Below are 20,489 nucleotides of genomic sequence, written 5' to 3'. Positions count from 1 at the left end.
CGCTCCTATAGAAGTCATCAAACAGTACGTTCAGCAGCAGAGAACACCGCATTAGTCGGCTATCGCCGACGAGCTTACATCCCCGCACTCAAAGTACGGGGTTTTACGCTCAACCGATAATTCCTGGGTGTAATCAATCAACGTTATATTTCCAGGTGTTCTTCCAGAAATTCAGCCAGAGCTTCAGCATCAGGAGACGATTTGATTCGATTCAGAAACTCCTCATTCACCAGCTTACGAGCCAGCTCAGCCAGCACTTTCATATGATCACTGCTGTTCCCAGACTCTCTGACCGCCAACAGAAACACGGTATCAACGGGCTTCCCATCCACTGAGTTCCACTCAATGGGTTGCTTCAGCTTTAATACCCCTGCTGAGTGGCTGTAAACCAGATCTGACTTACAGTGAGGTATGGCTACGCCATTTCCCAGAGCGGTTGAGTAGACCGCTTCCCGTTTCCAGATGGCTTCCTCCAGCAATCGACTGTCCGATATGCGACTATCCAGAAAAAGCATATCCACCAATTCTTTCACAGCTTCTTCCTTGGATAGACAGTCATAATCCAGATTCATAATGGTTGTACTAAACACCGGACGGGGGGCTAAATCACTATGGGATTGCTTCAATAATAGAGTCACCTGATCAATATCTTCACACTTCACCGACTGCTCAAGAAAATCCCTGCAGAGAGCGCTGTTCAGATGACTGATCTTTTCTTTTACAACTGGCACCAACGGGGCAGGCAAACTGATCTCATCAAGACCCAGACCAATCAGCAGGGAAAGGGTGTCAGTATCTGCAGCCATTTCACCACAAAGCCCTATCCATTTCTTATAGCGATGGGCTTCCCTGACTGTATTCTTGAGTAACCTTAAAAAAGAAGGATGAAGATAATGATAAAGATTACCTACTTTATCGTTGCCTCGATCGGCAGCCAGAAAGTACTGTGCCAGGTCATTACTGCCGATGCTGAAAAAATCCACATACTGAGCCAGTTGATCAATGATCAGACAAACTGATGGAACCTCCAGCATGATACCCAGCTGAATAGAGCCATAACGCTCTCCGGACTGCTCTAGTTCCTCTTCAACCTCCTGAATCACCCCCTTGACCCATTTCACCTCAGTGACACAACTGATCATTGGAATCATAAGGCCCACCGGGCCATAAACAGCAGCCTTGAGAACAGCCGAAACCTGTTCCTTGAAAAGATCAAGAAACTCCGGATAAAGCCTGACAGCCCGATATCCCAGAAACGGATTCTGCTCTTCCGACAGATTGAAGTAATCCACCGGCTTGTCCGCTCCGACATCAATAGTTCTGATCACAACAGGACGCCCCGCAGCCTCCCTGATGACGGCCGTATAAGTCTCAACCTGCTCTGTCAGAGGGGGAGCCTGTGTTCGTTCCATAAACATCATTTCTGTTCTGAACAGGCCAATGCCTTCAGCTCCCGACCTGAACGCCAGCTCAGCATCCTCCCTTCCTATAATATTCGCTCCCACTTCCAGCCTTTGCCCATCACTCGTTTCGGCCTGACTATGAACAAAGGGCTCGCATCGGACACTCAATGCTTGATGACGCTTGTTCTCTTGCTGGTAATACCTGAGTGATTTTACAGGAGGGTTAGCAATCAAAATGCCCAAACCACCATCCAGCACGACTTCCCGAGCCTGCCTCATCAGCACTCTGGCTCCTTCAACACCGACCAGAACCGGTATGCCTCTGGCCTGAGCCAGCAAAACGGTGTGAGAAGCTTTGCCGCCACTCTCCAGTACCAACCCTTTAAGATGGCTTTTATCCAGCCCCATGAATTGACTGGGTGTCAGGTTATCCGCCAGACAGATACTGTTTCTCTGCAATGTATCCGGGCTGTATAGCCTTCCCGAACCATAGGAAAGACGCAGAATCTGATCACAGAGGTCACGAATATCAATCACCCGATCCCTTAGATAACTGCTTTCGGAGCTTTCAAGCGCATTGGCAAAATGCTCCAGGGTGGCTTCAATACTTTCGGAAACAGACAGACCATTATCAACATGCTCAAGGAGGCGTGCTTTGAAATCAGGGTCTCCTGCAAGTTGTAGATGAGCTTTTAACACTTCTCTCTCAGCTAACAATTCCGCATTTTTGACCGCCAACTGCAAGTCAGCCTGAACCTGCTCAATAGCGCCAAGCAACCTGAGCCGTTCACCGGTGACTCCGGCATAAACCGCACGATCTTCAATGGGCAGAAAACGGTACTCTTTGAGACAGACAGGCTCTCCCATTGCCCAGCCTTCCCCTGTAGCCTGACCACGGCAATACTGCATGTCCAGTTCTCTGAGCGAAGGAGGTAATACGCCAGAGCTTCTAATGGTTGGTAACAGTTCATCGCAGGCTGGCAGCTGTTTGAAAATGAATGACTTGATCTTCCTGAAGGCTTCTACCGAATCAACACCCGATATTTTTATCCTGCAAACATCACGATAGGCAATGTCAGCAGCTATAAGTGAAAGTGGACTTTTTAGATTTGCCTTCCTGCCACTGCGAAGGTTTTCCAGTACCATGGTCGCTTCAAAAACAGCAGCCTCCTTGGTCAGATAACTGACAGGCCTGGCGTGCAACCCATTCAGCAATTCACAGGTAAAAATAAATTCCTTACAACTCATTACCCCTGGGCCCTCAGTATTTTCATTGTTGTCTGCCCTTATCAAGATTCCACAGTTGCAGGCTCAGAAACACTTAAAGACAGTTTCAACAACGGGGCGTGATGAAACGATCTATCAACTGGATGAATGCCATGAACCAAACCATCTTGAACTGGAATGCAACCTCGCCCCAGACCATAAAAAGAACAGTCATTGGGTAGCTGCATCTGCATAGAAAATTTGTACAGCTCAACACGTAAGCTTCAGAGTCTCTCTGATAGCTTTGGTATGAACAGGATGAAGATGTTTCAGGTTGCTAATTAATGTTCTATGTCCGTACAAGAACATCAGCAACCCGCTTCACCCCTGACCCAGTTGAGCCATTACTGCTTCCGGATTCCGAATCGCTTCAGATACAGGCACCTTGATAACCCTTAAATCCCTGAAACGTTCCTCACCATCGACCGCAATATCCACTGCCAGGAGTGCAACATCAGCCTCTTCTACATCCTGAACGGTGATTTCATTCTCAATTCCCATAGCCCCCTGAGTTTCTACCTTGATGTCATGTCCCTGATTGAGAGCGGCTTCAGTGAGTTTCTCGGCAGCCATATAGGTATGAGCAATACCGGTTGGGCAGGCAGTTACAACGACTATTTTCATTTATTGATCCTCTGGAACCACTTTTGCCAGTGAAACAGCCCTATTTGTTTACTGTAAATCAGCCCTTCCCTACTGTTTATTGTTGTTGATGGCAGGAAGAACTCTCAGCATTCTGCTGCTTGTAGCAGGCTGTTTGGCCCAATAAGGCTAGTAGAAGATTTCAGGTGTGGGAAATTATTGATCAGGACTTCAAGGAGAGCTGTTAGATCAAATCAGCACCAGAGCCATTGGTGGCTCTGGTGACTCAAGGAAGGAACTCAGTTATTCCTGCTCCTGCCAGTCTACAGGAAGGATAATCTCCAACTTTTCCAACAGCTCTCCAGTCGCAGCAACAATCCGGTAGCGGGAGAAAGCTTCTTGGTAGATTGCCGTAGTCAGGCTGCGGCTGGCCTGGAATAGTTCATTCTCACTATCCAGAAGATCCAGCAGAGTTCGCTTGCCAATATTGAACTGCTCCCGATAGGCTTTAACGGTTTTTTTGCTGGAGTCTTCGTGCTTACGAAGATACTGCTTTTGTTCACCAATAAATTCATGGGCTGACCAGGCCAGTCTCAATGTTTCCTCAACATTACGCAGCATCCTGTCACGCTGAGCCCTGCTCTCTTCCGTCCTGTAGGCACTTTCTCTAGAACGGGCCTTATCAGAGCCACCGCGAAAGAGGTTGTACCGCAATCTCAGCATGGCTGTTGTATCTTCATGGGTGCCTAACTGCCCATCAGCATTATTTCTCCAGCTTTGATCGATCTCGATATCCAGTGTTGGGAAATAACTGCTATCGGTCGCCGACTCTTGCGATTCGGAAGCCTTGATATCTTTTTCTGTTGCCAGAATTCCCGGATGCCTGCTGACACTGGCCTGAAGCGCCTCATCAAAATTCTCATGAATAGCTAGCTTATAGGAGCCTGGCTGCTCGAGATCACCCGGCATGAAGCCCACCAGACTGTAATACTCACTTTCAGCGTCCATGAGGTTGTTTCGAGCATTAATCACATTAGCTGTGGCTCTAGCGACCCGGCCCTGGATCTGATCCAGATCAGAGCTTCTGGCAACGCCCTGACGAGCACGTTGAGCAATCTGATTGAGAATGATGTTGTGAACTTCCAGATTCTCTTCAGCCAGCTTTATCAGATCCCTTCTTTCCAGAACTTTCAGATAAGCATCGGTTATCTGAAGGGTCAGATCCTGCAGGGTATTCCTAAGCCTCAGATACTCTGCTCCGGCACTGTAACGGGCCTGGTTCACACTGCTGCTGGTATTAAATCCGGAGAACAGATTCTGGCGAACAGAAAAAGAAGCTTCCTTACGGGTAAAGCTCTTGTCACCCAATGTTTCATTGGGCTGATCATCGGGGTAGCTCTTCTTCTGACCCCCAATACCAGTCGTGATATCCACAGAGGGCAACCACCTGCCCCAGGCCACATCAATGTTTTCAGTGGCCGCTCGGTATCGATTCAAGCTGGCCTGAGCCTGAGGGTGGGTAGCCAGAGCCTTGTTGACCACCTCATTCAGGGTTTCGGCCATTGAAAGGCTGCAAAATACGGAGCAACCAGCCAGAATACCGGCCTGTAGCCATAGTCGAGAAAGGCGAAGTAACGGCACTTCCCCTAAAGACGATATCGGATTAAATTTCATGCACATCCCTGTCTGCCAGATAGTTCAGTTGGATTATTTCTCGATACATCGGCTTTCAAAGATGTGGCTTTAGTCAAATATCCCGCAATTTGTCGGGCTATTGACCCACTCATCGTCTGGCTATTCACCGGCGAACTGTGTTAAAAACATTTGGGAGTCTTACTGGAATGAAGTCATTTCAGAATGAACATAAAAAGTGCACGAATACTGAAAAGAATCGCTTTTTCTCAGCAACAGCTCAGGCATGATCCGGATTACCCTAACAGGGCATATCACTGTTCAACGAATGGACAACATTCACCTGAAACGGTGTTCATGGATCTAAAAAAACAGCTTTGAGTCATCAATGCTCTTCTTCTCAATCAAGATTGAGAAGAGTACGAAAAAACAGCCATGAGCGGAAAGTACTGTCCTCAATAAACAGAAGAAGATCAGTATCTCTCATGGCAGATATAATAAAAAACATCTGAAGTCGAAGGATCAGATTTCAGATGACCAGAGTGTGTATGGACAAAAGCATGAACAGCTATGAGTCAAACGTTGCATCTCCTTCAAGTCATAATAAGGATGCTGTTACCCTGGATCGTCTGAAAGTCATGGTGATTGATGACAGCAAAACCATCCGCAGAACCGCAGAGACACTCCTGAAAAAAGCAGGCTGTGTCGTTGTGACAGCCACCGATGGCTTTGATGCTCTGGCAAAAATTGCCGACAACCAGCCCAACATTATTTTTGTCGATATTATGATGCCCCGTCTGGATGGCTATCAGACCTGTGCACTCATCAAGAACAACAATTCTTACCGGGAAACCCCAGTCATCATGCTCTCCAGCAAAGACGGGCTCTTTGACCGTGCGAAAGGCCGCGTGGTCGGATCCGACCATTACCTGACCAAACCTTTCAGCAAAGATGAGTTACTGGGAACCATCAGAAACTACTGCCCTGCCATCGCTTGAAAGGAAGTGACTAGTACTCGATGAAAAATACGGTCTCCATGAAAAAATACGGTATAGTGCACTTTCGTTAGGGCAAGAAGCCCTATATAAGCGTCAAGGGATGTATAAAAATGAACACCGTACCCGGCACAATAAAAAATCAGATCCTTCATAAAATTGACAATATCGGTGCCCTGACCGGCATCGGCGTGGTGCTGAACCGGGATGACTTCCCTGAAATCCTGCGCAAGCCTGCCTCAGAGATGTGCCAGGCAGCGGGTGATTACCTGGTTATTGATGTCAATACCAAGCCAGCTATTGATATGGCTAAAGTCTCCCGAGAAGCAGGCCTGGCTGCCATCAACTGCTCAGCTGCGGTGATAGCTACCCTGGTCACTTTTGGATCAGCGGCTACTTCTCCTTTTACGGGTGGTAGCAGTTTAGCGTTAACCTCAATTGGCTACGCGGCAACCTCTGCGACTGCGCTTAGTTGTGCTAACTCCCTGATACGAACAACTAATGAATTCATAAATCCAGGTTGGAACTCAGCTCTGGATAATACACCTGTCTACCACACATCTATGAAAGTATTGGATGGAGTCTCTCTGGTTGGCGTTGGCGCTTCAGCCATTGTGACGGTTCGAGTTACGGGGATTCTGGGCAAAGCAGGCATTAGCCTGAGATCAACCAGTAAAAAAGTTTTAAACCGGCAGGAAAGGTTACGGCTGACTCGTGAAATCCATAAAGCCTACCGACCCCATGCTACCCAGGGAGAAATCAAAGCATTGCTGCGCTCCCAAACATTACCCAGACGAATGAGTCCCCGTGTGTTGTCTGCAGGCGCTGTACTGACCTTACGAGACTCTATTGCCGCCAGCCTGTCGTTCCTGTCCAGTGCTCTGGACGGGCATGTTAGAAATACAACGATTTATCTGGTCAGGGGGATGGATTAAGCATGTTGGGAAGTTTGTCGTACATTTTTCTAGTTATGTCGCTAACGTGGAATATCAGTCCGGTTTTTTATTTTTTAAAATTTAACCCAATGACAGACTTGGCCATATTAGCAGGAATCACAATATTGACCCTGTTTCTGACAGTCAAAGCGGTCAGAGGCAAAAAATGGTCATTACCCGTCATTGCCCTCTCAATAGTTATGTCCTCCTTCTATCTTGCTTGGGATCTACCCACGGGTATCTACCTCTGGCTAGTCGGCCTGACTTTCAGTGGCATCGCCTTTTATTGCCATGTTCGATTGATTGAACGGGGGTTGAAACAGCAGATTGAGGAGCCCCTGTCTTCTGAAAAAAACTAATCATCAACGGTCGGTAGTTTGACAATCAGGCTGTATTGATAGTCGTCACCAGGGTGGTCATAGGGCAGAATTTGTAGGGCTTCGACAGAGGCTCCCGAGCTGCGATCAAAGATCACTGAGTATTGCCTTAAATCGGTAAGAACAGCCCAGAGTATGAATGCAACTCACTGTTCAATCTGAAAATGACAACAAAGTCTTGGCAAGCTGCATTTTCATAGTAAAAAAATGTTAAAAAATCTGGTATAAACATGTACTGTGCTTTCTAACCACTCGTTCTGGCAGGAATCTGACAATTCCGAATAAGAGACAGCCCAAAGCCAGTGCAGGAAAATGCCCCATTCCAACGAAGAACATACGGTATTTTCGTGGTAAAAAGTAGCCATGAGCGAAGAAAAAACGCTGATAACAATGAAAAAAGCTTGGCCCTGAGGATTTGGGCAAAAGCAGTAACAGGGGAAAATAATGGCAAACATTCTCATTGTTGATGACTCACCCACTGAGTTGTACCAGTTGAAGGCCATGCTGGAAAAGCACGGACACAGTGTGCTGACCGCAGAAAATGGCGCCGATGGTGTAGCACTCTGCCGGGCAGAGTATCCCGATGCTGTATTGATGGATATTGTCATGCCTGGTCTGAATGGTTTTCAGGCTACACGTCAATTATCTAAAGGTAATGATACTTCCCATATTCCGGTAGTGATTGTCACCACCAAAGATCAGGAAACTGACAGGGTTTGGGGGATGAGGCAGGGTGCTAAAGACTATCTGACCAAGCCTATCCGGGAAGAGACCCTGCTCAAGACATTAGGTAACGTTCTGGAAACTGAATCTGCATGAATACCGCTCACACAAGCCCTTTTGAGGCATTAGTGGAGCTAGATGCCAGGGTCAGTCAGAATGCTTTTGAGCTGCCTGAAAAGCAAACCCAGGTTGAGTCCTGGAATGGCGTTGGCTTCACACTGAACGCCCAGCAGTTTGCCGTACAGATTGGTGAGGTAACGGAAATTCTGCCCGTTCCATCCACCACGCCTCTGCCTGGTGTACAACCCTGGGCAAAAGGTGTATCAAACGTACGCGGACGTTTACTTCCTATCATAGATCTGGGAGAGTTCCTTGGTAAGACTCGGGACAATAGCGAGTCAGCTAACCGGATTATGGTTGTTGAACAGGGAGAGCTGTCTGTTGGTTTAATTGTTGATGACGTACAGGGGATGGTGCACTTTTCCACTAGCCAGTTCACTAATACAGTGCCTGACCAGCTGTTTGAAGAAGTTAGACCGTTTACTATTGGCCGTTATCAGCAAGACAAAGATTACATGGTGTTTAACACACAGCTGTTAGTCAATGACTCTCGCTTTCTGAAAGCAGCCAAAGAGTAATCATCCCTGGGTTAAGTAAGGCTCCAGGCAATAAGTGTCGCTGTCTTTGCAGACAAGAATAAAGAGTTATTAAGCGACATTTATATTAACAGTCATGATCAAGAGTAATATTTTTTATCCTTCAGGTGATGACAAACTTGAGCGACAGAAACAATCTTTCTTCACTTCTGGTGAAGAAAGAGGATTCTCGGTTAAAAAGTATTCAGAATAAAAACAATCAAAATAGCGAGCATTCCGAAGAAGTCACCGGGGACCAAAATAATGAAAGGCAATACAGCAACCAACGCCCAGGGAGCAGGGGCAAGCCGAGCCATTCTGGCCTCGATTATCCTGTTAATACTCTCTCTATCCGTCATCACCGGCTCATTTATTTTTATCAGCCAGCAGAGTGAACTTGACCAACAGCACCTGACTGACGCCGGCGAGCTCCGGGTACTCTCTCAGCGTATCGCAACCAGTGCAACCGAGGCCTCTGCCGGTAAGGAAGAAGCCTTTGCCCTGTTGCGTGAAGCACGGAATGAGTTCGATGAACGCTTCACTTCTCTTAAAGACTCCAAGCTTTCCGTTGCTCCGTTTTTAAGCCAGGGTGACAGCAGTGCTACAGCACAGATTGAGACACTGGATGCAGCCTGGTCTGAACTGAAAGTAGAAGCGGATAACATTCTGGCCGCAGAAGAAACCGTACTGACCCTGCATGAAGTGGCAAAAACACTGGGTGAAACCATTCCCCAGCTGCAGGTGGAATACGACGAGGTCGTAGAGATTCTCCTTGAGAATGGCGCTCCTAATGACCAGATCGCATTGGCTCAACGCCAGCCCTGGCTCGCAGAACGTATTATTCGTAGTGTTTCTAAAGTACTGGAAGGGGGTGAAGACTCCATCATGGCGGCAGACAGCTTTGGCCGTGACGCCAAGCTCTTTGGACGAGTACTGAACGGTATGCTGGAAGGTAATCTGGCCATGCGTATCAGTCAGGTGACCGACGAAGAAGCGATTGATCGTCTGGCCGAAATTTCTGACTTGTTCGGCTTTGTAGAAGGCAGTGTCGACGAGATTCTGGAAACCTCCCCGGAACTGTTCCAGGTACGTGCCGCTTCTGACCAGATTTTCACCGACTCCCAGCAACTCCTGCAACAGACCTCCATTCTCGTAGACACCTTTGAGAACCTGACTGACCAGCGCCTGGTCAACAATACTGTCATCAGTATTGCCGGTGTAGTAGCGCTGCTCTCTCTGCTGATCATCGCCATGACCATCGTAAGAGATGCCCGTCAGCGTCTGGCTGAAACAGCAGCCCAGAACGAAGCCAACCAGGCTGCGATCCTGCGTCTGCTGGATGAAATGGCCGACCTTGCGGACGGTGACTTGACTGTACAGGCGACAGTAACCGAAGACTTTACCGGTGCCATCGCCGACTCCATCAACTTCTCTATTGAACAGCTCCGTGCACTGGTTAAAACCATCAACGAAACGGCGGTAGAGGTTGATACCTCAGCCCAGGAAACCCAGAGTACGGCCAAAGAGCTGGCTGAAGCAGCAGATTACCAGGCGGAGGAAATCAACTTCGCGACTCAAGCGGTCAATGACATGACCGAGTCCATGACCATGGTATCCGCTAACGCTTCCGAGTCCGCGAACGTAGCAGAAAGATCGGTAGAAATTGCGACCAGTGGTGGTCAGGTAGTACGAAACACCATTGAAGGCATGGACACCATCCGTGAACAGATTCAAGACACCTCAAAGCGGATCAAGCGACTGGGTGAATCTTCTCAGGAAATCGGTGACATCATCGCTCTGATCAACGACATCGCGGACCAAACCAACATTCTGTCTCTGAATGCCGCGATCCAGGCATCCATGGCCGGTGAAGCCGGTCGAGGCTTCGCAGTAGTAGCGGATGAGGTACAGCGTCTTGCGGAACGTGTATCCGGTGCAACCAAACAGATTGAAGCACTGGTATCCACCATCCAGACCGATACGAACGAAGCCGTTATCTCTATGGAACAAACCACTTCTGAGGTGGTGAACGGTGCCCGACTGGCAGAGGATGCGGGTGTGGCCCTGGAAGAGATTGAGAAAGTATCCAGCAGTCTTGCCAGCCTGATCAGCAACATTTCCGATACAGCGAAGAAACAGACAGGTTCTGCAGAACAGATTGCTCTGCGTATGACCACCATCCGGGACATCACCACCCGTACGGCGTCCAGTACAACTGCGACGGCCGGCTCGGTAGGTACCCTGGCGGAAATGGCCCTGGAAATGCGTCAGTCTGTCTCCGGCTTCCGTCTGCCTTCAGTCACTATTGAAGCAGCGAATACAACGCAAGAAGACGAAATGACAGTCTGATGAGTTCTGACAGAGGTTGGTTTATCTCACCTCTGTCAGCAAATACCCGACAGTGAAAGCTATAAGCCAAAAGTGCTGCCTTTGTTTTGACCTGGCAGCCTGCTTAGCTTCTGAACACGCTCAACAGAAGCCATGCTGGTAGTATTTTCACAAAATCGCCATGAGTCACCATCGCTATATAAACGACAAAAAGATGGCAATTCCATGGCTGACTGCCTTGAACAACTGAAACAGTTTTTCACGGTAAACAATTAGAGAACTGACGTATTTTTATTCCAGCAGCATGAGTTGCTGGCACGGAATAACGGGGGCCGTCAATGGCTGAACAACAGGATTATGCTGGCCTGGACTGGGTTAAGGAAGAGATTGAGCAGACGCTCGTTGAAGCCCGCCAGGCCTTGGAAATGTATCAGGAAGAGCCAGGCAACCCAGCCCATATCAATGCCGGGCAGAGCGCATTTATCCAGGTTCATGGTGCACTCAAGATGCTGCAGCATGAAGGCGCTACCCACTTGAGCCTGGAAATGAACAGACTGTCTGAAGCTCTGCTCAATCAGCGGGTGCCTGATATCAGAATGGCTCTGGAAATCCTGATGCAGGCTACTTTGCAACTGCCAGGTTACATTCAACAGACCCTTAATAGTGGCGTAGATCGCCCATTGGCACTGCTGCCACTGATCAACGAACTGCGACAACTGCGTGGCGAAGACCCACTGCCAGAAGCTACTTTTTTCTTTCCAGACACCACCTCACTCATCGATCCTGTCGAGCCTCCACAACTGGAGAGTCTTGATAAAACCGGTCTGGTACCACTGCTGAGAAAAATACGGCAGAAGTATCAGCTAACCCTGGCTGGGTATTTGCGTGATCAGAATCGTGCCCAGCAAATTAAAATTCTGTCCAAGCTGTTCGCCAAGCTTCAGGACCTTTCCTGGGGTGCCCCCCTTTCCCCACTATGGGAAGCCAGTGTTGCACTGACTGAAGGGCTGGACAACCAGTCCATTGAGCAGAACATCCATGTCGCCAACCTGCTGAGAGAACTGGATGGTCAGATCCGTCTGTTCATCAAACAGGGCGCTCCTTTCATCAATACTCGCCCTAATGATGAACTGTTCCGGGGACTGCTCTATTTCATCGCTACCTCGGAAGGTCAGGAGGGTTTCACAGGAGCCCTGAAAACCCAATACAAACTGGAAGAAGTACTGACCCAGGCTCAGGAAGGTATCTCTGACGTTCTTACGGGTGTGGATGCTACAACTCCGGTTGTAGAAGCTCTGAACTATGAGCTGACGGGTATCAAGGAAGCTTTGGATCTGTACCTGCTCTCTACCGATTCAGACCCACTGATTCTGGAAAATCAGCTCCCCATTATTCAGCAGGTGGCGGATACCCTGACCATTCTGGGTATGGACGACCTGAGAACCCGCCTGAAACAGAAAAAAGCATTGATCCAGACCGTCATCAATACCGGTCAGAATGCTGAAGAACATCTGATGGATGTGGCCGGCACGATCCTTGATCTCGAAACGGCATTGTCCCGATATGCTGCGGGTGAAAGCCTGGAAACAGGCGACAGTTCACCCTTGCTTGAAGAAGTGTACCAGGCTGTCATCAAAGAGGCTCGCCACTACCTTGAACAAACCAAGGATGCCATTGTTGATTTTGTTGACAGTCATCATCACCCGGACTTCCTGAATCAGATTCCTGAGTTGCTACACAAGGTACAGGGTGGTCTGGCCATGACACCTCTCACCCGCGCAGCTGACCTGGTCAGAGTCTGCTCGGAACACATCAAGAGAGAGTGGATAGAAAACAGTAAAACACCTGAAAAGATGGAACTGGAGCAGCTGGCAGACGCTGTGACCAGTATCGAATACTATCTGGAAAGGCTAAGCGACAAGAGCCAGGAAGAGCATGAAGCTATTCTGGATGTTGCAGAAGAAAGCCTCTCTGCCCTGCGTGTAACAGATCCTGAGCAGGTAGAAGAAGCTGAAGAGCACATTGAAAGCGCTTCTAAACCCGTTTTAGAAGCTCAGGAGCAGACAGAGAATTCACTGGAACTTCAGCTTGATGAGCAGAGCTTCCTGGACGGCTCAAGACCCGTCGCTCTGGAAGAAGATAAAGCCCAGCGTTCCGAAGAAACCGATAACCTGGAAGCCCAGGCCTCTGTCACTCTGACCAACAGACCCATCGAAGTCAGCCCATACGATGTGGTTCAGTTTGAGTTCACCACCTCCAGCAGTGTGGAAGTTGAAGCGCGAACTGAAGCACCACACCTCCCTGAACCGGAGCAGGTTGCAGTACCAGTCATTGAAGAAACGGCTGCAGAAGAAACGGCTGCAGAAGAAGAAAGCATTATTGACGATGAACTGCTGGAAGTCTTCATTGAAGAAGCCGGTGAAGTTCAGGAACAGCTTTCTGAAGGTGTACCTGTCTGGGTCAATAATCAGGATGACAACAATACCCTGAAAGATATCCGCAGGGCTTTTCATACCCTGAAAGGCAGTGGTCGTATGGTAGGCGCCAACGTTGTTGGTGAACTGGCATGGTCCATTGAGAACATGTTAAACCGTTTGATCGACGGAGCCGTTCAGAATAGCTCTGAGTTGAGAAGTCTGGTCAGTCGCGTTACCGACATGCTGCCTGGATTGATTTCTGATTTTGCCGAACAGAATCAGGTTCTGACTCACGAAGTTCTGGTCTGCATGGAGCAGGCTGATGCCTTGTCCAAAGGTGAAAAGTACACGATCGAGGACGAAGAAAATTCGATTGATGACGCAATTTCTAATAATGCGGACATCGATTTTGAACTGGCAGAAGAGCCCGATGCTGAAGCAGCACAGCTGGCTATTGTTGAAGAGTTATCAAAACCCTGTCCTGAGCCCGAAATAGCGATAGAAGTTCAGGAAAAGACCGAAGAGTCAGCTGAGCAGGATGCTTATGACATCCAACTGCTCAGCGTATTCCTGGGCGAGTCCAAAGCACATCTTGAGGTGGTTCAGTCCTTTGTAAATCAGGTGAAAGCCCAGGGTGGTAAACGCCAGATCAGTGACCAGGTGCAACGTTCTCTGCATACCATGAAGGGCATTGCCCTGATGGCAGAAATAGCCCCTCTGGCCGAGATCATTGTTGCCCTTGAAAAGAATATCAAGGATTTCAGAGCTCACCTGATTCCAGCCGATGATCGGGTTATCAGTATGCTGGATAAAGGCCTGGAACTGATCAAGGATGGCCTTGATCAGCTGACCCGGTCGCCTAAACAGCCTGTATTGGATTCTGAAAACTACCTGTCCTGGTTGGAAGCTCTTCATGCACAGCTGATAACCGAACAGCACAAGGCTCAGTCCACCAACAGAAAATACACCGGTGGTCAGGATACCAATCTGTTTGCCCACAGTGATCTGGGCTTACTGCTGGATGCTGATGAGTATCTATCTGTCTGGCGTAACACGCTGCCTAAAAATGAGCTGGCTCTGTTCCAGAAGGAGCTAACAACACTGGCTGAACGTGCAGGTGAAGCTCGCCTGACGTCACTGGCAGAACTGTGCGATGTCTTGCTGGATGTGATGAACTATCTGGACAAGCACGAAACAATACTGCCAGGAGTGCTAGCTGCGCCACTGTCCAATGGCTTTGAAGCCATGGTCGACATGATGAACCAGGTAGCGGCCCAGCAAACCCCACTGCCTCCACAGTCTGTATTCACAGAACTCAGAGAATCACTGGAAACTCTGCTGACAGCAGAGCCTGTTGCTGAACCCAGACCAGAGATTTCTCTGGCTGTTGACCTTGAACCGGTTCAGAGCCTACCCGTCGCCGAAAATATTGAGGTCGACGAAGTGATTCTGAAAACTTCAACGGCAGAGCCTGTCGTTGAAGACGTTGAGATTGATGAGATAATCCTGGAGTCGACAACGGAAGAACCTGTCATTGAAGAACAGTCCGTTGTTGAACCAGAATCTGCGCAAGCCGTTACTGAAGAAGTGATTCTGGAGTCTGTTACTCCCGAACCGGCACCGGCTCTGAACATTGAAGTGGAAGAGCATGACCTGGAACTGGTTGAACTGTTCCTGGAAGAAGCCACTGACCTGGCAGAAGATTGTCATCATGCTCTGGAAGACTGGCTGAATAATCGTAACAACCTGACACCACTGACCGATTTGCAACGCTCTCTGCACACGCTCAAGGGCAGTGCACGAATGGCTGACCAGCCGGAACTGGGCGATCTCAGTCACGCTATTGAGGATATCTACAGCGCCATTGCCAGCGGTAGAAGCTCAGCAGAAAAAGCACCGGTGCACCTGCTTCAGGCGGCTCACGACCAGGTTGACCAGATGCTGACTGCTCTGAGAAACCAGCAGCCTCCGGGATCTGTAACACCACTGGTAGAGCAGCTGGAACAATGGGCTCTCAATAATGACCATGAAGCAGAACTGCCTCCATTAGCCAGAGCACAAGCGCCTGTTGAGATACTGCCTGACTATTTATCAGGTCAGGCTAAAGGCCTCCTGGATCAGACGAAAGAAGCATCAGACACGGCCAGTGCCAAACCGGCAGAAATGGCAGTGGATGATGTTCTGGTTATTGTTGAAGAGAATCTGAAAACAGATGTTACCAGAGAATCTGAAGCAACAGCCGCTCTCTCTACTGCGCCAGAAATAATCGTAGAAGAGCCTGTTCCAATAACCACACGAGTAGCAACTCCGGTCACCAACAGCTCCGTTAATACGCTGTCCAAAGGCAACGAGATGATTCGTGTGCCTGCCCAGCTTTTGGAGTCACTGATCAACCTTTCCGGTGAATCCAGTATTAATCGTGGTCGTATCGAGCAGCAAATTCAGGACATCAGCGGCACTCTGGAAGAGATGGACAGCACCATCGACCGGGTAAAAGAGCAGCTGCGCCGTTTGGATACCGAGACTCAGGCGCAGATTATTTCCACCTTTGAAGAAGAACATGGCAGTGACCCTGAATTTGATCCGCTAGAGATGGACCAGTATTCAGAACTGACTCAGTTGTCCCGCTCTCTTGTGGAATCCGCAACTGACCTTAAAGACCTCAAGGAAGGTATTCAGGATAAAAACCGTGATGCAGAGACCCTGCTGCTGCAGCAATCCAGGACACTGATAGAACTCCAGGAAAAGCTGATGCAGGCTCGAATGGTTTCGTTCAGTCGTCTGCTGCCACGTCTGCGTAAGATTACCCGTCAGCTGTCAACTGAATTGGACAAGCCGGTTAACCTGAATGTTACCAATGCTGAAGGTGAGATGGACCGAACCATGCTGGAACGGATCCTCGCACCACTTGAGCACTTGCTACGAAACGCAATTGACCATGGTATTGAACCTTCTGTCCAGGATCGACTGGCACTCAATAAGCCAGAAACAGGCAGCCTGACTCTTACCATTGCCCGTGATGGTGCAGACATTGTTGTTGAACTCAGCGACGATGGCAGAGGTATTAACCTTCAGGCGGTTCATGCCAAGGCTCTGGAAAAGCATCTGATCACTCCGGAAGATCAGCTGACCGATCAGGAGATAGGCCAGCTGATTCTGGAGCCGGGCTTCAGTACTGCTGAATCTGTGACCCAGATTTCTGGTCGGGGTGTTGGACTGGATGTCGTTAATACAGAAATACGTCAGATGGGTGGTAGCATCCAGATTGACAGCCAGCCAGAGAAGGGCACTTCCTTCAAGCTTCGTCTGCCATTTACTCTGTCGGTCAACCGTGCCTTGATGGTACAGATAGCAGACAGTCTTTATGCCCTGCCGATGCAATCGATTGATGGTATTACAGTAGTGGATCCTAAAGTTCTGACCGATTGCTACCAGAACAACACACCACTGCAGTATGGTGGTATGGATCACCAGCTCATGTTCCTGGGTGAGCTTCTGGGAGATACCAACCCAAGAGTACAATCTGAACAATGCCCTGTAGTTATCATCGAGCGAGGCGGTAAAAACCTGGCCCTGCATGTTGATGCCATCATTGGTGGTCGTGAAATTTTCACCAAGAGTCTGGGCCCACAGTTTGCTGGTTTGACCGGTGTTAACGGTGCCACCATTCTTGGTGACGGCCGTGTGGCTATCATTATCGACCCGGCAACTCTGGTTCGCAGACACCGCATCGAGCAGCACTATGTGGAGTTGAACAGCCAGACTGAAGAAGAATCAGAATCCATCCAGCGTGTTCTGGTGGTGGATGACTCGGTTACCGTACGAAAAGTGACCACCCGCCTGCTCGAACGTAATGGTTACCTGGTGGAAAGTGCAAGGGATGGTGTCGAAGCCATGGCGAAACTCGCCGAAAGCAGCTACGACATTATGCTTCTGGATATTGAAATGCCCAAGATGGACGGTTATGAAGTGGCCAGTGCCGTCCGTAATGACGCTAAGCTGAAGTCTCTGCCAATCATCATGATTACCTCCAGAACCGGTGAGAAGCATAAAGCCAGGGCATTCAGTCTGGGAGTTAATGAATACTTGGGTAAACCTTTCCAGGAAAATGCTTTATTGGCGTCTATCGAGCAATTGATCAGAGTCAAAGCGGGCGCTGGTTCACAACAATGAATAGAGGAGTAGCATAATGGCTCATGCTGGAAGCCTGAAGTCCCGTTTGATCCCAATGCAGCAAAAGCCTCTTTTGCTGCCTGCTTCCTGCATTGCTGACGTTGTGGACTACAGTCGTCCATCAGGAGGCAGTCAGGAAAACAAATGGTTTCTCGGTGAAATTGACTGGCGTGGACAAACCGTTCCTTTGATCTCTTTTGAGCGTATCAATGGGGGCCGTTTTGCAGAGTTCTCTGCTACCGCAAGGATTGCTGTCATGCACAGCAGCACAGGGAATGAGCAACTGCCATTTTATGGCATGGTTATCCAGGGCATTCCTCAAGAATTGGATCTAAACGCTGGTGATATCCAACTCGTCAATGAAACTGACAGTATTGCAGGCTCAGCAGAAACATCGAGAGTGACGGTGAGGGATATTCCCGCAGCCATTCCAGACCTTGAACAACTGGAACAACAGCTGTCAGCGTTGCTGACAGCTGCATAGGAGCCTGACCTAGAACAGGCTGCCTTACAAATCGCCCCAGAGATACTGCATCACACTGACTGCAGTGACTGGGGCGGTTTCAGTTCTCAAAACCCTCGGCCCCAGGGCCAGTGCATGAAAACCTGAAGACTCTGCCTGGGTAATCTCTTCTTGAGTTAACCCTCCTTCCGGACCAATCAGTAGAGAAACAGTTTCAGGCTGATCAAACCCTTCCAGCTTTTTATCGGTTCGGTGATGGAGTACAAACTTCAAATCAGAGTCTTGTTTTTCCATCCAGTCGGTAACATTCTCAGGTGGGTGAATGATCGGAAGCCTGTTCAAACCGCACTGCTCACAGGCACTGATGGCAATCTGCTGCCAGTGCCTGACTCGTTTCTCCTGACGTTCTGCATTCAGCTTAACTTCACAGCGCTCAGAAAAGAGAGGCGTTATTTCAGCGACGCCCATTTCGGTAGCCTTCTGGATGGCGTAATCCATTCGCTCACCGCGACTCAGGCTTTGCCCCACATGAACTTTCAGCGGTGATTCCGTGACCTGGTCGATCACTGCTTCTAGCGAGACCGTGACCGTTTTTTTTGCAACAGTCTGAATCGTGCCCTGCCATGAAGATCCCTTACCATTGAACAGGATAAGAGGCTCTTCAGGTTTCATGCGAAGCACTTTACCGACATGATTGGCAGCGCTGTCGGTTAGCTCAACTACCTGATCTTTGGCCAGGGGCTGATCGGTATAGATTCGAGGGTTTCTCATGATGTTCTCATGGAAGAGCAGCCGTTCCCTGACAGACAGGTAAACACACCACTCTTCTTTCTAAATGGGCATTGGGTTGTGAAAAGAATTATACCCAAGCACCCACGATATGGCAGGATTCAGTTTTAAACCCGCACCATTTAAAGCAGTATGGAGGCACTATTGGAGACGCTAGCAACTGGAACCGATGAACCTATCACCGTAATAGTGTCATATCACATCAAACCAGACCGCGAAGAAGACTTTAAACAATGGGTTTCTGGCATTATTCGAACAGCAGGTACCTTTGACGGTCATCAGGGGGGCTACTTTTTCAGATCGCCGGACCGGACTTCCAAACAGTATATTGCTTATAAAGCGGTATTCCGGTTTGATCATCACTCAAACCTGATAACCTGGGAAGAATCGAAAGAGCGTCAAAGCTGGCTGGTACAGCTTCAGCCCTTGCTGGAGAAAAAGCTCCAATATGAAAAACACGAGGGAATGGAGTTCTGGTTTGATTTACCGGACATTCCGCCAAAAACGATCCCACGTTACAAAATGGCTATAGTCACTCTGCTGGCCGTTTACCCACTGATTTTGACGCTCTACACCCTTCTGCCTCTGGTACTGCCAGCCGGTATACCCAAATTCATAACGATTCTCATCAGCTGTGTGTGCACATGCCTTTTGATGACCTGGTTCGTTATGCCATTTATGACCCGAATCTTTTCTTCCTGGCTGTTCAAGGACGCGTGAGGTATTAAAAGGAAAGTCATGCGGCCAGAAGAATTCCGGCCGCAGAGCTATCAGATCAGTTTGAGATTCTGACAGATAGCCTTCGATGGAGTAGCCTGGTTCAAGGCATAGAAATGCAGACCAGGAACGCCCTGCTCAATCAGTCTTTCGCACATGCTGGTTACGACTTCTTCACCAAATTTCTTGATGCTGTCGATATCATCACCATAAGCTTCCAGCTGTTTACGAACCCAGCGTGGGATTTCTGCACCACAGGCATCCGAGAAACGGGCCAGACGGCTGTAATTGGTGATAGGCATAATGCCCGGAATAATGGGCAGATCAATACCCAAACCCCTGGCACGATCTACAAAGTAGAAATAGCTGTCGGCATTAAAGAAGTACTGCGTAATGGCCGAACTGGCTCCTGCATCCACCTTGCGTTTGAAGTTGGCAAGATCCGTTTCAAAGTTTTGCGCCTGGGGATGCGCCTCTGGATAGGCTGCTACTTCCAGATGAAAATAATCACCGGTTTCAGCCCGGATAAATTCCACCAGCTCATTGGCATATTGCAGTTCACCGTTTGAACGACCCATACCGGATGGCAGATCACCGCGCAAAGCAACGATACGATTAATCCCCTGGCTCTTGTATTGATCCAGCAAATCTTTCAATTGGGCTTTGCTATCACCCACACAAGACAGGTGGGGAGCAGAAGGAATGTTAGTGCACTCTCGTACGCTCAGTACTGTATCCAACGTTCTGTCACGGGTTGAGCCACCCGCACCATAGGTTACAGAGAAGAATTCTGGTTGGCATTTAGAGAGTTCGATCGCTGTCTGATCGAGCTTCTTAGCTCCCTCTTCCGTTTTTGTCGGAAAAAACTCAAAGCTGATTGGCAGCTTTTCTTGGTTACTCGTCATCGTTATCTCAGAGCCTTCATCACTGTTCTATCGCTCAAGGCTGTTTATCAGCTCAAGGCTGTTTATCAGCTCAAGGCTGTTTATCAGCTCAAGGCTGTTTATCAGCTCAAGGCTGTTTATCAGCTCAAGGCTGTTTATCAGCTCAAGGC

Annotated in this window: 14 protein-coding genes; 9 read left to right on the top strand and 5 right to left on the bottom strand. The window is 48.9% G+C overall.

The window, feature by feature from the left end:
* Window positions 1–143 precede the first annotated feature (143 nt).
* The 3 genes from ptsP to ACR2PX_RS13005 all read right to left on the bottom strand — a co-directional run bounded on the left by ptsP (window position 144) and on the right by ACR2PX_RS13005 (window position 4,925).
* Window positions 144–2,651, bottom strand: coding sequence for a phosphoenolpyruvate--protein phosphotransferase (gene ptsP, locus ACR2PX_RS13015; protein WP_433999784.1), 2,508 nt, complete (start codon window positions 2,649–2,651; stop codon window positions 144–146).
* 339 nt (window positions 2,652–2,990) lie between these two features.
* The gene (locus tag ACR2PX_RS13010) at window positions 2,991–3,293 is read right to left on the bottom strand and encodes a PTS fructose transporter subunit IIB (RefSeq protein WP_062265512.1); all 303 of its coding nucleotides are present in this window, start codon (window positions 3,291–3,293) and stop codon (window positions 2,991–2,993) included.
* 261 nt (window positions 3,294–3,554) lie between these two features.
* Window positions 3,555–4,925 (bottom strand): TolC family outer membrane protein, encoded by a 1,371-nt coding sequence (locus ACR2PX_RS13005; protein ID WP_433999783.1) that lies wholly within the window; start codon window positions 4,923–4,925, stop codon window positions 3,555–3,557.
* A 596-nt stretch (window positions 4,926–5,521) separates the two neighbouring features.
* Here ACR2PX_RS13005 and pilG point away from each other — a divergent pair.
* The 8 genes from pilG (at window position 5,522) to ACR2PX_RS12965 (ending at window position 17,950) form a co-directional block, all read left to right on the top strand.
* Window positions 5,522–5,881 (top strand): twitching motility response regulator PilG, encoded by a 360-nt coding sequence (gene pilG, locus ACR2PX_RS13000; protein WP_433999785.1) that lies wholly within the window; start codon window positions 5,522–5,524, stop codon window positions 5,879–5,881.
* A 110-nt stretch (window positions 5,882–5,991) separates the two neighbouring features.
* Complete coding sequence (locus ACR2PX_RS12995; protein ID WP_433999782.1) at window positions 5,992–6,813, top strand: hypothetical protein; 822 nt, start codon at window positions 5,992–5,994, stop codon at window positions 6,811–6,813.
* Window positions 6,814–6,938: 125 nt separating this feature from the next.
* On the top strand, window positions 6,939–7,172 hold the full coding sequence (locus ACR2PX_RS12990; protein ID WP_433999781.1) for a hypothetical protein: 234 nt from the start codon (window positions 6,939–6,941) through the stop codon (window positions 7,170–7,172).
* 462 nt (window positions 7,173–7,634) lie between these two features.
* Entirely contained in the window at window positions 7,635–8,009 is a 375-nt protein-coding gene (gene pilH, locus ACR2PX_RS12985) for a twitching motility response regulator PilH (protein ID WP_433999780.1), read from the top strand.
* On the top strand, window positions 8,006–8,551 hold the full coding sequence (locus tag ACR2PX_RS12980; protein WP_433999779.1) for a chemotaxis protein CheW: 546 nt from the start codon (window positions 8,006–8,008) through the stop codon (window positions 8,549–8,551). Before pilH ends, ACR2PX_RS12980 begins: the two co-directional genes overlap by 4 nt.
* Window positions 8,552–8,812: 261 nt before the next feature.
* Window positions 8,813–10,897, top strand: a complete 2,085-nt coding sequence (locus tag ACR2PX_RS12975) for a methyl-accepting chemotaxis protein (protein ID WP_433999778.1) — start codon at window positions 8,813–8,815, stop codon at window positions 10,895–10,897.
* A 317-nt stretch (window positions 10,898–11,214) separates the two neighbouring features.
* Window positions 11,215–17,466, top strand: a complete 6,252-nt coding sequence (locus ACR2PX_RS12970; RefSeq protein WP_433999777.1) for an Hpt domain-containing protein — start codon at window positions 11,215–11,217, stop codon at window positions 17,464–17,466.
* 16 nt (window positions 17,467–17,482) lie between these two features.
* A complete protein-coding gene (locus ACR2PX_RS12965; RefSeq protein ID WP_433999776.1) occupies window positions 17,483–17,950 on the top strand; it encodes a chemotaxis protein CheW in 468 nt (155 codons plus the stop codon).
* A gap of 24 nt (window positions 17,951–17,974) precedes the next feature.
* On the opposite strand, the gene ACR2PX_RS12960 is transcribed toward ACR2PX_RS12965, so the two are convergent.
* Window positions 17,975–18,700, bottom strand: coding sequence for a 16S rRNA (uracil(1498)-N(3))-methyltransferase (locus ACR2PX_RS12960; RefSeq protein ID WP_433999775.1), 726 nt, complete (start codon window positions 18,698–18,700; stop codon window positions 17,975–17,977).
* Between the two features lie 162 nt (window positions 18,701–18,862).
* Here ACR2PX_RS12960 and ACR2PX_RS12955 point away from each other — a divergent pair, with 162 nt between their 5' ends.
* Complete coding sequence (locus ACR2PX_RS12955; protein WP_433999774.1) at window positions 18,863–19,438, top strand: hypothetical protein; 576 nt, start codon at window positions 18,863–18,865, stop codon at window positions 19,436–19,438.
* Between the two features lie 50 nt (window positions 19,439–19,488).
* Here ACR2PX_RS12955 and metF read toward each other — a convergent pair whose 3' ends face one another.
* On the bottom strand, window positions 19,489–20,340 hold the full coding sequence (gene metF, locus ACR2PX_RS12950) for a methylenetetrahydrofolate reductase [NAD(P)H] (protein WP_433999773.1): 852 nt from the start codon (window positions 20,338–20,340) through the stop codon (window positions 19,489–19,491).
* Window positions 20,341–20,489 lie beyond the last annotated feature (149 nt).

Origin of the sequence: Endozoicomonas sp., assembly GCF_051008435.1 — a bacterium.
Classification (GTDB): domain Bacteria; phylum Pseudomonadota; class Gammaproteobacteria; order Pseudomonadales; family Endozoicomonadaceae; genus Endozoicomonas_A.
The sequence above is the reverse complement of the archived record's forward strand: the minus strand, read 5'-3'. Positions and strand labels throughout refer to the sequence as shown.

Coding starts and splice junctions, on each gene's coding strand:
- ptsP (WP_433999784.1), bottom strand. CDS start 2,651: ATGAGTTGTAAGGAATTTATTTTTACCTGTGAATTGCTGAATGGGTTG.
- ACR2PX_RS13010 (WP_062265512.1), bottom strand. CDS start 3,293: ATGAAAATAGTCGTTGTAACTGCCTGCCCAACCGGTATTGCTCATACC.
- ACR2PX_RS13005 (WP_433999783.1), bottom strand. CDS start 4,925: ATGAAATTTAATCCGATATCGTCTTTAGGGGAAGTGCCGTTACTTCGC.
- pilG (WP_433999785.1), top strand. CDS start 5,522: ATGGTGATTGATGACAGCAAAACCATCCGCAGAACCGCAGAGACACTC.
- ACR2PX_RS12995 (WP_433999782.1), top strand. CDS start 5,992: ATGAACACCGTACCCGGCACAATAAAAAATCAGATCCTTCATAAAATT.
- pilH (WP_433999780.1), top strand. CDS start 7,635: ATGGCAAACATTCTCATTGTTGATGACTCACCCACTGAGTTGTACCAG.
- ACR2PX_RS12980 (WP_433999779.1), top strand. CDS start 8,006: ATGAATACCGCTCACACAAGCCCTTTTGAGGCATTAGTGGAGCTAGAT.
- ACR2PX_RS12975 (WP_433999778.1), top strand. CDS start 8,813: ATGAAAGGCAATACAGCAACCAACGCCCAGGGAGCAGGGGCAAGCCGA.
- ACR2PX_RS12970 (WP_433999777.1), top strand. CDS start 11,215: ATGGCTGAACAACAGGATTATGCTGGCCTGGACTGGGTTAAGGAAGAG.
- ACR2PX_RS12965 (WP_433999776.1), top strand. CDS start 17,483: ATGGCTCATGCTGGAAGCCTGAAGTCCCGTTTGATCCCAATGCAGCAA.
- ACR2PX_RS12960 (WP_433999775.1), bottom strand. CDS start 18,700: ATGAGAAACCCTCGAATCTATACCGATCAGCCCCTGGCCAAAGATCAG.
- metF (WP_433999773.1), bottom strand. CDS start 20,340: ATGACGAGTAACCAAGAAAAGCTGCCAATCAGCTTTGAGTTTTTTCCG.